12 protein-coding genes are annotated in these 13,067 nt (G+C 48.5%); 9 read left to right on the top strand and 3 right to left on the bottom strand.

Going from position 1 to position 13,067, the window contains the following annotated elements:
* Window positions 1-23 precede the first annotated feature (23 nt).
* Complete coding sequence (gene ileS / locus AWM72_RS01400; protein ID WP_067972047.1) at window positions 24-2,807, top strand: isoleucine--tRNA ligase; 2,784 nt, start codon at window positions 24-26, stop codon at window positions 2,805-2,807.
* A gap of 4 nt (window positions 2,808-2,811) precedes the next feature.
* On the top strand, window positions 2,812-3,024 hold the full coding sequence (locus AWM72_RS01395; RefSeq protein ID WP_067972044.1) for a cold-shock protein: 213 nt from the start codon (window positions 2,812-2,814) through the stop codon (window positions 3,022-3,024).
* A 568-nt stretch (window positions 3,025-3,592) separates the two neighbouring features.
* Here AWM72_RS01395 and AWM72_RS01390 read toward each other — a convergent pair.
* The 3 genes from AWM72_RS01390 to AWM72_RS01380 all read right to left on the bottom strand — a co-directional run bounded on the left by AWM72_RS01390 (window position 3,593) and on the right by AWM72_RS01380 (window position 5,662).
* The gene (locus AWM72_RS01390; RefSeq protein ID WP_067972042.1) at window positions 3,593-3,841 is read right to left on the bottom strand and encodes a GlsB/YeaQ/YmgE family stress response membrane protein; all 249 of its coding nucleotides are present in this window, start codon (window positions 3,839-3,841) and stop codon (window positions 3,593-3,595) included.
* Between the two features lie 76 nt (window positions 3,842-3,917).
* Complete coding sequence (locus tag AWM72_RS01385; RefSeq protein ID WP_067972038.1) at window positions 3,918-5,081, bottom strand: toxic anion resistance protein; 1,164 nt, start codon at window positions 5,079-5,081, stop codon at window positions 3,918-3,920.
* A gap of 14 nt (window positions 5,082-5,095) precedes the next feature.
* Complete coding sequence (locus AWM72_RS01380; RefSeq protein WP_067972036.1) at window positions 5,096-5,662, bottom strand: 5-bromo-4-chloroindolyl phosphate hydrolysis family protein; 567 nt, start codon at window positions 5,660-5,662, stop codon at window positions 5,096-5,098.
* Between the two features lie 170 nt (window positions 5,663-5,832).
* Between AWM72_RS01380 and AWM72_RS01375 the strand changes: the two genes are divergently transcribed.
* The 7 genes from AWM72_RS01375 (at window position 5,833) to thiI (ending at window position 12,945) form a co-directional block, all read left to right on the top strand.
* The gene (locus tag AWM72_RS01375) at window positions 5,833-6,390 is read left to right on the top strand and encodes an NUDIX hydrolase (RefSeq protein WP_067972033.1); all 558 of its coding nucleotides are present in this window, start codon (window positions 5,833-5,835) and stop codon (window positions 6,388-6,390) included.
* Window positions 6,383-6,769 (top strand): hypothetical protein, encoded by a 387-nt coding sequence (locus AWM72_RS01370; protein WP_067972029.1) that lies wholly within the window; start codon window positions 6,383-6,385, stop codon window positions 6,767-6,769. The genes AWM72_RS01375 and AWM72_RS01370 overlap by 8 nt, the downstream gene beginning before the upstream one ends.
* Before the next feature lie 13 nt (window positions 6,770-6,782).
* The gene (locus AWM72_RS01365; RefSeq protein ID WP_070485735.1) at window positions 6,783-7,478 is read left to right on the top strand and encodes a 5'-methylthioadenosine/adenosylhomocysteine nucleosidase; all 696 of its coding nucleotides are present in this window, start codon (window positions 6,783-6,785) and stop codon (window positions 7,476-7,478) included.
* Window positions 7,479-7,688: 210 nt separating this feature from the next.
* Window positions 7,689-8,303 (top strand): 30S ribosomal protein S4, encoded by a 615-nt coding sequence (gene rpsD, locus AWM72_RS01360; protein ID WP_067972024.1) that lies wholly within the window; start codon window positions 7,689-7,691, stop codon window positions 8,301-8,303.
* Window positions 8,304-8,758: 455 nt separating this feature from the next.
* On the top strand, window positions 8,759-10,483 hold the full coding sequence (locus tag AWM72_RS01355; protein ID WP_067972020.1) for a septation ring formation regulator EzrA: 1,725 nt from the start codon (window positions 8,759-8,761) through the stop codon (window positions 10,481-10,483).
* 75 nt (window positions 10,484-10,558) lie between these two features.
* Complete coding sequence (locus AWM72_RS01350) at window positions 10,559-11,710, top strand: cysteine desulfurase family protein (RefSeq protein WP_067972017.1); 1,152 nt, start codon at window positions 10,559-10,561, stop codon at window positions 11,708-11,710.
* 8 nt (window positions 11,711-11,718) lie between these two features.
* Entirely contained in the window at window positions 11,719-12,945 is a 1,227-nt protein-coding gene (thiI, locus tag AWM72_RS01345) for a tRNA uracil 4-sulfurtransferase ThiI (protein WP_067972014.1), read from the top strand.
* Window positions 12,946-13,067: the final 122 nt, after the last annotated feature.

The following is a 13,067-nucleotide window of genomic DNA, read 5'->3' as shown; positions in this document are numbered from 1 at the left end:
GATCAAAGAAAGCGGGGAAAAGCATGAAGATGAAAGAAACCCTTAATTTAGGGAAAACTAAGTTCCCAATGCGCGGGAACCTACCAGTTAAAGAAGTTGAACGACAAAAAGAATGGGAAGAACAAGATATCTATGGTAAGCGCCAAGCCTTAAACAAGGACAAGACACCCTTTGTCCTCCACGATGGCCCTCCCTATGCTAATGGGGCGATCCACATTGGCCACGCCATGAATAAGATTGCTAAGGATATTATTGTCCGGTCCAAGTCTATGTCAGGCTACCGGGCACCTTATGTACCAGGCTGGGATACCCACGGCCTGCCTATTGAACAAGCTGTCACCAATTCCGGTGTGGACCGCAAAGCCTTGTCAACCGCAGAATTCCGTAAAATCTGCGAAGACTATGCCTGGAAACAAATTGAAGGACAAAAGGAAGACTTCAAACGTTTAGGCGTTGCTGGAGAATGGGACAATCCTTATGTGACCTTGGATCCGAAATTTGAAGAAGAACAAATCCGTGTCTTCGGTAAGATGGCTGCCAAGGGCCTCATTTATAAGGGCAAGCGTCCAGTTTACTGGTCACCATCCAGTGAATCAACCCTAGCCGAAGCTGAAGTTGAATACCGGGATGTGGAATCTCCAAGTATCTACGTGGCCTTCAAGCTAAAGGATGGCCAGGGCAAGTTGCCAGAAGATAGCGAACTCGTGATCTGGACCACGACCCCTTGGACCTTACCAGCCAACCTCGGGATCTCCGTCCACCCTGACTTTATCTATTCGCTTGTTGAAGTGGATGGCCGTCATTTCGTGATTGCTAAGGAGCTCTTAGAAGACGTAGCGGAAACTTTAGGCTGGGAAGACTACCAAGAAATTGATGAAATTAAAGGCTCTGAAATGGACCGCATGGTGGCCCAGCATCCTTTCTATGACCGGGATTCCCTCGTTATGGTAGGGACCCACGTCACCGCAGATTCCGGTACTGGCCTGGTCCACACCGCTCCTGGCCACGGGGAAGACGACTTTTATATTGGCCAAGCTTACGGTTTAGACGCCCTATCGCCAATTGACGACCAAGGTTGCTATACTGACGAAGCTCCTGGCCTAGAAGGTGTCTTCTATGAAGATGGGAATGAAAAAGTCCTCGACAAGTTAAAAGAAGTTGGGGCCTTGCTCCATGTGTCTTACTTCACCCACAGCTACCCTCATGACTGGCGGACCAAGAAACCGGTCATCTACCGGGCAACCCCACAATGGTTCTGCTCCGTTGATAAGATCCGTGACCGTTCGCTTGAAGCCATTGAGAATGAAGTGGACTGGCTCCATCCTTCTGGTGAAAAACGCATCTACAATATGATCCGCGACCGGGGCGACTGGGTTATCTCCCGCCAACGGGTATGGGGTGTACCGCTCCCTATCTTCTATGCCGAAGATGGCCAAGAAATCATTAGCGAAGAAACCATTAACCATGTGGCAGAGCTTGTCGGTGAACACGGTTCTAATGTCTGGTTCGAATGGGAGGCTAAGGACTTACTTCCTGAAGGCTTCAGCCATCCTGGTTCACCCAATGGCCAATTTACCAAGGAAATGGACATCATGGATGTTTGGTTTGATTCTGGCTCAACCCACGCCGGCGTCTTAGGGACACGGGATAATTTAACCTTCCCAGCTGACCTCTATCTAGAAGGTTCTGACCAATACCGGGGCTGGTTTAACTCAAGTCTGTTAACCTCAGTTGCTGTTAACGACCAAGCACCTTACCGGGCCGTACTTTCCCAAGGTTTCGTTAATGATGGGGAAGGACGCAAGATGAGTAAGTCTTTAGGTAATACCGTGTCACCAAATGATGTCTGCAAGCAACGCGGAGCCGATATCCTGAGACTCTGGGTAACTTCTGCCGATACCTTATACGATGTGCGGATTTCTGACGATATCCTCGGCCAAGTGTCTGAAGCTTACCGCAAGATCCGCAACACGATCCGCTTCATGTTGGGTAACCTGACCGACTTCAAGCCAAGTGAAAATGCTGTCAGCTATGACAACTTAGACCCAATCGACCAATTCATGCTCAACAAGCTCAATGAACTGGTTAAAGAAGTAGAAGCTGCCTATGACCGCTATGACTTCATGACCGTCTACCAAGGCATCCTCAACTTCCTGACAACGGAAATGTCCAGCTTCTACCTGGATTATTCCAAGGATGTAACTTATATTGAATTAGCGGATAGCCCAGCCCGTCGGAAGATGCAGACCGTAATGTACCAAGTCGTTAGAGACCTGACCCTCTTGCTCACACCAGTTATCCCACATACGACTGAAGAAATCTGGCAATATCTGGATGAAGAAGAAGACTATGCCCAATTGGCTGAATTCCCTGAGCTAAAAGTCTACAGCAACAGCCAAGAATTATTGGACTTCTGGAATGCCTTCCTCGATTTCCGTGACGATGTCAACAAGAGCTTGGAAGAAGCTAGAAATGCCAAGTTAATCGGGAAGTCACTTGAAGCTGACCTGATTATCTATGCCGATGCGGATACCCAAAGCAAACTGGCCCAAGTTGGCGACCAACTCCGGACCTATTTGATTGTCTCACAAGTTGAAATCAAGCCGCTAGAAGAGAAGTCTGACCAAGCCCATGACTATGGCCACTATGCCTTGGAAGTGACCCAGGCAGACGGTGAAGTTTGCCAACGTTGCCGGGGCGTTTACCCAAGCGTGGGTCAAATCCCTGAAGCACCAACGCTTTGCCAACGCTGCTATGACATTGTCAGCGAACACTTCCCTCAAGCCTTAGTAGAAGAAGAGGAGTAAATTCATGTACCAAGGAATCGTGAAATCTTATTCAGCTGATAAGGGGTATGGTTTTATCGACCTCCCACAAAATCCCGAAGAAGATAGTCTTTTCTTCCATGCTTCTGCCCTCCAAGGTGCCTTTAGCCACCAACTCAAAGCAGGGCAAAAGCTCCGCTTTGAAATTGCGGAAGGAGAGCGTGGCCCACAGGCAGTGAACATTCATCTTGACCAATAATTGCTCGAAAATAAAACTGTGCGACCTAGAATTTAGGTTTCGCACAGTTTTTGTTTTTAATAAAGTCTGCTAGTGAGCATGCCTTGGGGTCTAGCAACTTGTGAACGAACCCTCCATTAGCAAGTAGGCTGGGGTCAACTAGCGAACAAGATCTCTATTAGCAAGTAGCTTGGCGACAAGATGCGAACGAGGTCTCTCTTAGCAAGTCTTGCTTGCTCTTATTCCGGCTTACTACAAGTATCCAAAGCTAAGGGGTCTTCCTCATACCCTAGTCGGGTTCAGGCTAGCAGAAATAGCTCCTCTTCACCAAAATCCGCCGAAGACTTGAAGTCTTCTCTGGCTTTTGGTTCCAGAGCTCTATTTCTCCCGCTAGCCTTCACACCCTGTCTAGTCGGGTTCGCAAAGGCAGAAAGGGAGTGACTTCAGCAAAGTGGAACGACCGGCTAAAGCCGCTCTTATCCTCTTTGCTTCCAGTCATCCCTTTCTGAACGCCTTTGCTCACACCCTTATAAAAAAGGCTGTATCCGGAGGGACACAGCCTGTGTTTTTCTTAGCTTATGCTACCGTTTTATGCGAAGCGGCGCATGAGCCAAGAAACTAAGATGACTAAGATAACGGCGCCAATGATGGATGGAATAATAGCAATTCCGCCCCAAACTGGGCCGAAGACGGGTAGGAGTTTACCGCCAATCCAGCTGCCGATGAGACCAGCAACGATGTTACCGATAATTCTAAATGGGATATCCTTGCCTGCAATCCATCCTGCGATTGCACCAACGATACCGCCCCAGATAAGTGTCCAAAGCATGTGATTCATCCCTTTCCTTCTTTAATATATAACAATTATAGTACATTCGTGTATTTGAGGCAATTCTTAGCCCCAGGTCCAGTGTCTAGGCCTGGCGACGGTCCATATCTTTGAGCAAGCTTTCTTTGAGTCGGTCTTCCATATTGAGGAGTCGGCCTTCTGCTTCTTGGCGCTTCTTCCGGCCTTCTTGTTGGATTTGGAAGGTCTCTTCAATGGTATGGACCAGGCTCTTTTGGACATGCTCGAGGGTTTCGATGTCGACGATGCCCCGCTCATTTTCCCGGCTGATCTCTAAGCTAGATTGTTCCAACATATCCGCATTCTGACGGAGGAGCTGGTTAGTTGTATCTGTAACTGCTTGTTGGGCCTTGAGGGCATCGCTCTGCCGCTGGAGGGAGAGTTGGATCGCCATCTGGTTCTTCCAGAGGGGGATGGCCGTGTGAACTGAGGACTGGATCTTTTCAGCCAGAGCCTGGTTGGTATTTTGGATCAGGCGGATCTGCGGTGCTTGCTGGATAGAGACTTGGCGGGTTAACTTGAGGTCGTAGATCCGCTTCTCGAGGCGGCTGGCGAATTGACGAAGGTCGGCGAGTTCTTGGGCGACCATTTGATTGTCTGCTGCCTGGGCTTCTTGAACTTTTTGAGGGATCAATTCTTCTTGGAGCTCTTGGTACTTGAGCTGGGCTGCCGCAATATAGATATTCAGCACCTTGAAGAATTCATAGTTTTCGTCATAGAGGCCATCCAGGTCTTGGTTGTCCTTGAGCAGTTGGGCCTGGTGGCGGTCTAATTGGTCAGCGATTTGGTCGACTTGGACGGCAACTTGTTGGAATTTGGCGTTGGCCTCATAGAGAGAGAGCTTGGACCGGTTGAAGAAACGTTTGATGGGATTCGTCTCTTTTTGTTGGAGCTTGTTCAACTCGCTCTCATTTAAGCGATCCATGAGCTGGCGCAGGCTGACCCCAATCTCTCCAGTATCCTTATTGCGCACCTGGTCGATCATGGCATGGGAGAATTGGTTGAGCTTGGACTGGGCCTTGCTGCCGTAAGCGGTCAGGCCGGACATATTCTTTTCGTCAATCATCTTGGCCATGGCCTGGGCTTGCTGTTTCTCCTTATCCGACAAGCGGTCGAAGAGACTTGTCTCCTGCTTTTGAGCTTGGGGCTGGAGCTCTCCTTCCTCCTGGTCAAGGGCAAAAGGCTGGGCTAATAGGTCATCGAAATCATTAGAAAAATTATTCTGAGTCATTAACAACACTCCTTCTAGATCGTGAGGGTAAGAAAGTCTTTGTAAGATGCTTGGATCTCCTTGCCTAAGCGGTCGAGTTCTTCGCGGCTGGCAGCCAGTTCACTAGCGTCTTCCCGAGCTGTGGTTAAGAGTTGGTAGTGGCGCAATTCCTTCTCTAAGCTAGGGAGGAGCTGGTAGCGAAAGTCCGCTGAATCAGCCAATAAGTGGGGCTCTTGCTGGATGGCATGGAAGTAGGCCTTGATCGCTTGGGCCTTGACTTGACCATGCGACTTCCTGCCTGTTTGGGCGAGAAGGGCTAGGATGCGTTCGATTTGCTCTAGGCTAGTTGCCATCTCCTGGCGAAAATACTGGATGTCTTGGTCGGACAGACCATGTTCCTTATAGTGCTGGTAGTTTTTCCGGGAGAGATGGGGGGCTGAATTTCGTTTTTCAAGATAGTAGCAGATGGCAAAGTTGACTAGCAGGATGGTCGCTAGGGTCGGCCAGAACTTTAAGTCTAGCCACCAGGCCGCTAGAATCAATAAAACATTGAAGGGACTGTAGAGGACCTGGTCCCAAGTTCGTTTACATATTTTCTTCATTAAACCGCCTTCTTTACTAATTTTAATGTTATTATAGCAAGGAATTCTTCCCAGCCCATCCGTCTTAGGGATGACTTTGCTTAGCTAGCAAAGGAGAGTGGATTTAGAAGAATATTTATAATTTTCCATGTATAATATAAAGTGATCATTTTGTGAAAGGATGGTAGGTCATGGAATTTGGTGAAAAAACTTTAAGCAGTGAAGTGATTTATGAGGGGAGTCTACTGACCCTAGAGAAGCAGACCGTGGAGATTTTCAATGGCGAAAAGGCTAATCGCGAAATCATCCATCATGCCCCAGCAGTTGGCATTATAGCCATCGATGAGGACCAGCGGCTGGTCTTGGTTAAGCAATTCCGTAAGGCTATTGAGCGGCCGATTCTTGAGATTCCAGCTGGTTTAGTTGATCCCGGGGAAGATTTCCTCGCCGCTGCCCAGCGTGAACTGGAAGAGGAGACCCAGCTTCAGGCCGAGGACTGGCAGACCCTGGATAAATTTTATGTTTCGCCCGGCTACTTGGATGAATACCTGCAGATCTACTCTTGTCGCGGCTTAGAAACAGTGAGCAATCCTAGACCCCAGGATGCGGATGAACATATCGAAGTCTTCCGTCTCAGCCTGAGTGAAGCCAAGCAAGCAGCCGCTAGCGGGGAAATCTGTGACATGAAGACCATCTATGCCATCCAATACTTAGAAAAGCAACTATTGAAGGAAGGAAACCATGGCTAAAGATCCTCTAATTACCCGACAGTCTTATCGTAAATACCAAAAGAAAAAAAGAGAAAAGGCCTTAGAAGAAGCCAAGCAGGAAGCCGGACAGGAGGCGAAGAAGTCTCGGCCGAAAGCAGCGGCTGCCAGCAAAAAGCCCAAGCAAAAAGCTCGTCCCGCTTCCCAAGCGAGCCAGCGCCCCCGGGCCAAGTCCAAGCCGGCTAAGTCTTCAGACCGGGGCAGGACCTGGCATTGGCGCCAGGGTCAGGAAGCCAAGCAGCTGGATGACCAGGCCGACCAAAAGCCTGAGCCAAGACCGATTGATGAATACCTCAACTGGGGAATTGGGCTCAGTCTCTTAGGAATTATCATTGTTACCTTGATTGCATTTTTTGTATAGGAGGATGAAAAGCTTGAAGATTGCCATTGTTGCAGCCTTGACCAAGGAAATTAGCTACTATTTAGATGAAATTACGGACCTCGAAGCTTCCCAGCAGGCAGGCGTTAAGATCTGGCGGGGCCATTACCAAGGCCACGAGCTTGCCATTGCCCAGTGTGGGATTGGCAAGGTCAATGCGGCCCTAGCGACAACTTTGCTGGCTATGGATGGGCCTGACCTGATTATTAATAATGGCTCGGCGGGGGCTGTCGCCAAGGAGCTCGCAGTGGGTGACCTGGTCCTTGCCCAGGAAGCAGCCTACCATGATGTTGACATGACCGCCTTTGACCAGGCTTATGGCCAGATTGAGGGCTTGCCTGCCCGTTTCCAAGCAGATTCCAATTACCTTTCACGTTTCGAACAATGCCTGGCTGACCAGGGGGAGACGGTCAACCGAGGTCTGGTCGTTTCAGGGGATAGCTTCGTAGCTAGCCCAGCCAAGGTGGAAGAGATTGCCCAGCATCTTCCAGGTGCCCTCTGTACCGAGATGGAAGGAGCGGCGATTGCCCATGTCGCCTATCAGTTCCAGGTTCCTTTCCTGATTGCCCGGGCCATGTCAGACACTGCCGAGCAGGATGCAGCCATTGACTTTGACCAATTTATTTCTGAAGTAGGCCCTAAGAGCGCCCGGTTGACCCTGGACTTTATTGGCCAATATTTGAAAGATTAAGCTTGACAAGCCGATTAAAGCTTGATAAGATAATTTTTGTGTAAAATAATGCAGCACAGTTGAAGCAAGCTCGTCAACAGTCCTCCCACATAGGTGAAGCAAGTATCCGCGGCTGCAATAGGAGAAAGCCAAGGAGCGGACTGCACGAATGCGATCAACTGAATGACTTATTTTACTCCAATAAATCAATTTATATGGAGGAATTCATCAATGTCACGTTATACAGGACCAACATGGAAAGTATCCCGTCGTTTAGGGATCTCATTATCAGGTACAGGTAAAGAATTAAGCCGTCGCCCTTACGCACCAGGTCAACACGGACCTAACCAACGCCGTAAGAGCCTTTCAGAATACGGTTTACAATTACAAGAAAAACAAAAATTACGTTACATCTATGGAATGACTGAAAAACAATTCCATAACTTGTTCGTAAAAGCTGGTAAAATTAAAGAAGGTAAGCTCGGGGTTAACTTCATGATCTTACTTGAACGTCGCTTAGACAACATGGTTTACCGCTTAGGTTTGGCTTCAACTCGTCGCCAAGCCCGTCAATTGGTTACCCACGGCCACATCTTAGTTGATGGCAAACGTGTGGACATTCCTTCTTACTTAGTGGATGTTGACCAAGTGATCGGCGTTCGTGAAAAATCTAAAGAAATCCAAGTTATCAAGGATTCTGTTGAAGGTTTATACGGCCACGTTCCATATGTATCATTCGATGAAGAAAAATTCGAAGGCTCATTAACTCGCTACCCAGAACGCGACGAAATGAACCCAGATATCGATGAATCACTCGTCGTTGAATACTACAACCAATTATCTTAATTTTAAGCTTAAATAATTTAAAGGAGCTAGCCTGGCTGGCTCCTTTTTTGTCGAAAAAAATAATTTCCAAAGAAAGAGTGTGACAAAAGTCGATTAGGCCTGAATCAGCTAACGCATACTATATCTGTAACTCGCTGCGCGTCGAACAGCTACAGCAACTGTCCACAAACTATGGGAAATCGTTGATAAACGATTGGACATAGTTCGTGAAGTGGATGTCAGGACTGACTTTTGGAACAGATTTTTGCCAAAAAGTTCGTTATTTAAAAAGAGGTCAAAGCTTTTGTCCCAGCCTCATGCTTAAGCAGACGCTTTGACAAAAGCTCAGAAAAGAAAGAAGGGCAGTCAAGGGCTTTTTATGGACTCTCCCTAGGCTAAAGGGCTTTTTTCTGCTATAATTTATGAGTATAAGAAAGTAAGACATGATAAAATATTAATGAATTGGAGGAGCGAATGTGGAGCTATTAATCGCATTGCTCGTCGTGATTCTGATTGTGCTCATCAGCTATGGTATACTGTATTATTTAAGTAAGAAGCAGACCAAGACCAATCAGGAACTGGATGAGCAGAAACAAGAGATCATGGCGATTCCGGTTGCTGACAAACTCTATACGATCAAAAACAAGAATGTAACAGGTAAAACCGGACGGGCGCTCGAGAACGAACAGGCCAATTGGCAAACCGTAACCCAGTACAAGTTACCCGAAATTGAAGCGGTTCTCGTCTCAGCCCAGGACGCTACAGATAAATTATTCTCAAAAATTAAAGCGCGGCAAATGTCGGACAAGGCGGAAGACCTACTCCAGGAAGCTCGGACGGAAGTCGAGGGGATTAACCAGCGATTGGAGAAGCTCTTGGACCAGGAGGACGCCAATGCGAGCTACCATGAAGAGCTCTATGACCGCTATGCTAAGATCCGCAAACAATTATTGGCCCATAGCTATGCTTACGGCCCTTCCCAGGAAACTTTAGAGAAGAACTTGTCCTATATTGAATTAGATTTCACCAAATACAATGAATTGATGAATGATGGGGATTTTATCGGGGCCCATGAAATCTTGGAACAGATCCAGCGGGATATTGAGTCTTTAGAGGGGATGATGGAAGAAATTCCTAGCCTCTTGACTCGGATCGATGAAGAATACCTGGCCCAGTATGAAGACTTGAACCAAGGCTATAAGGCCATGTTGGATGAAGACTACCGTTTCCCCATGGATGTGGATATTCCTGAAGAGATCAACCAAGTTGACAAGGTTATCAACAATGCTAAGGAAGCCATTGCCCGGGCTGACCTGGATGAAGCCCAAGCCATTATGGAGCGGGCGGAAGTACAGATTGACCGGACCTATGAACTGATGGAAGCGGAACTTCGAGCCAAGCAATACATTGGCGGCAACCAGGGGGCCATGCAACAAACCCTAAGTAAGGTTCACCAGTCCAACCGTTATGCCATCTTAGAGATCGACCGTGTGGCTCAGAATTACCAGCTATCGGGTAGTGAAATGTCCCAAATGCGTGACTACGCCGATCAGATTGACCGCCTCCAGGAAACCATCGATTATACCAACCAGCAGGAAGGCAACCATACCATTGCCTACAGCGATATGGAAACCCGCTACCGGGATAGTTATGAGACCCTAGCTGAAATTGAGAAAGGTCAGTCCAAGATTGTTTCGTCCTTGGCTGGTCTCAAGCAGCAGGAGCGGGAAGCCCGCGACCAGCTCTATCTCTACGAGCTCGACCTCCGCAATATCAAGCGCAAGGTTGGCCAGTACCACCTGCCTGGCCTAGATCCAAGTTATCTGGACCGTTTCTTTGCTTGTGAAGATACCTTGGATGCCATGCGGTCTAAGCTCAACCGGGTGAAACTAGATATGGAAGAAATCAACCGTTTGAGCCAAATTGCTTCTGAGGATATTGAATACTTGGATACGGAAATTGAGAAGACCCTCGACTATGTGCGCTTGACCGAGACGGCTATCCAATATGCCAACCGTTACCGAGCCAACCATCCTGAGATTAATGATGCGGTGGACTATTCCCACTACCTCTTCAATGAGCGCTACGATTATCAGGGAGCCTACCAGGCCATCGTGGATTGTGTAGCGAAATTCGATAGCCAAGCTCAGAGCGAAATCGAGAAAATTTACCGCGCAGACAAGGACAAATATAATTATTAGTATCGTCAAGTTCCCTCTCCCGATCGGCGAAATCTGGAGAGGGTTCACTGTTTTAAGAGAAAGGAAGCTAACTTTATGTCAAAAACCATCTATTTTGACAACAGTGCCACCACTAAGATTTTTAAAGAAGCAGCAGAGTCTATGCTTAAAACGATGGAGACTTACTATGCCAATCCTTCCAGCCTCCACGCCTTGGGTAACCAGGCCCACCGTCTCCTAGAGTCGGCCCGCAAGCAGGCTGCTGATATCTTAGGCTGTTCGCCAGAGGAAGTCTTTTTCACGGGATCGGGAACGGAGTCAGACAACTGGGCAGTTAAAGGAACAGCTCTGGAAAAAGCTGGAGCAGGCAAGCACCTGATCACCAGCCAGGTCGAACATCCCGCCATCATGAACACCATGCATGCCCTTGAAAAGCAAGGCTTTGAAGTGACCTACTTGCCTGTAGACAAGGAGGGCAAGGTCCATGCCGAAGACTTGAAGGCGGCCATCCGTCCTGATACGACCCTGGTCTCTGTGATGGCCATCAATAATGAAATTGGTAGCCAACAACCTATCGCGGAATTGGCTGAGGTCTTAGAAGACTATCCGAGCATCCATTTTCATGTGGATGGGGTTCAGAGTTTCATGAAGACCCCACGTCCCTTGATCCATCCCCGGGTGGATTTGATGAGTTTTTCAGCACATAAGTTCAATGGACCTAGGGGATGTGGTATCCTATATAAGAAGGCCAACCGGCAGATCCTGCCCCTCTTAGATGGCGGCGGCCAAGAGCACCTGCTCCGGAGTTCGACTGAGAACTTGCCCGCCATTGTGGCTACTGTTAAGGCTATGCGCTTGACCCAGGAAGGCGCTAATGAGGAAAGTAAGAGGCACCAAGCCTTTCAAGACCGGCTTCGTCAGTTCTTGGCGGAGGAGGGGGACCAGGTAACTGTCTTCAGTCCCCAGGATGGTGCGGCCCATATTCTCTGCTTCGCCCTCAAAGGCGTTCGTGGTGAAGTGATGGTCCACGCCTTAGAAGAAGAGGGCATTTATGTGTCAACGACTTCTGCCTGTGCCAGCCGGAAGAGCCAGCAAGGATCCTCAACCCTGGCCGCTATGCCGGTAGATCCTAGCCTAGCCCGGTGTGCCATTCGTTTGAGCTTCGGGCATGACAACCGCATGGAAGAAGTGGAAGACTTTATCGAAGTCTACCGCCGCTTACTCCACAAATTTGCTAAAATCCAATAGGAGGTCCTATGAAAAAAATTATTATGATCCGCTATGGGGAGTTGTCCATTAAGGGCAAGAATAAGCGCCGTTTTATTCGGATACTCTCGGATAATATTAAGCGCGCCCTCTATGACTATCCCCAAGTTAAAGTTAGCCAGCAACACGATTTTATGTTCCTACATCTTGAAGATGCCCCCCAAGACCTGGTTCTTGAGCGCCTACAGGATGTCTTCGGCATCCAGTCCTATAGTCCGGCTTTGACTATCGAACGCGACTTCGAGAAACTTAAAGAAGTGGCTGTTGAAGTGGTCGCTAAGGAGATGGCCAAGTCTGATATTAAGACCTTTAAGATTGCTACCTCGCGTTCGGACCATTCCTATCGTCTAGATACTAATGCCATCAACCGGGAATTAGGTGCCCATGTCGGCGCAGCCTATCCAGAGCTCAAGGTCCAGCTAAAGCAACCTGATCTGACCTTGCGGGTGAAGGTGCGCGAACAAGACTTCCTCTTATCGACGGATTGGCTGCCTGGACTGGGTGGCCTGCCCGTGGGTTCCAGCGCCAAGGCGACGCTCATGTTGTCGGGAGGTATCGATTCTCCGGTAGCTGGATACTTGGCCATGAAGCGGGGCATCCGGGTGACCGCCCTCCATTTTGCCTCACCACCTTACACCAGTCCCCAAGCCCTGGAAAAGGCGAAGAAATTAGCGGGCAAGCTTAGTCGTTTCTCGGCCTGGATTAACTTTTTAGAAGTGCCTTTTACCGAGATCCAGGAAGAAATCAAAGAAAAAATCCCTAAAGAATACCTGATGACCGTGACCCGGCGGATGATGTACCGGGTGGCAGACCGCTTGCGGGACCAGTATGACGGCTTGGCTATTGTGAACGGCGAATCGGTGGGGCAGGTAGCTTCTCAGACCCTGGAGAGCATGTATACCATCAATGCGGTTACCTCAACCCCAATCCTCCGTCCCCTGGTGACTATGGATAAGCTTGAGATTATCGATATCGCAGAAAAAATTGACACCTATGGCTTATCCATCCAGCCCTTCGAAGACTGCTGCACCGTCTTTGCACCGCCATCGCCTAAGACCAAGCCCCATTTGGACGAGGTGGAATACTTGGAAAAACGCTTAGCCATCGATGAGCTCGTCCAAGCAGCAGTCGACCAGACCAAGTTTGAGCGGATTGAATGGCAAGACCAAGTCGAAGAAGCTGAGCATATTGCAGATGAATTTGAAGATTTGTTGTAAAATAGAAGTAAGCTTTAGAGTGTGACAAAAGTCGGGAGCTCTAGACCACTGGAAGCCATGATGAAGAGCCTTGTTCAAGGATCACCATCATGGGTGAAGTGGATGCTAGAGCTGACTTTTGG

It is taken from the genome of Aerococcus sanguinicola, from assembly GCF_001543145.1.
GTDB lineage: Bacteria > Bacillota > Bacilli > Lactobacillales > Aerococcaceae > Aerococcus > Aerococcus sanguinicola.
Note: the sequence above shows the minus strand (reverse complement) of the source record. Positions and strands in the feature narration are given on the sequence as shown.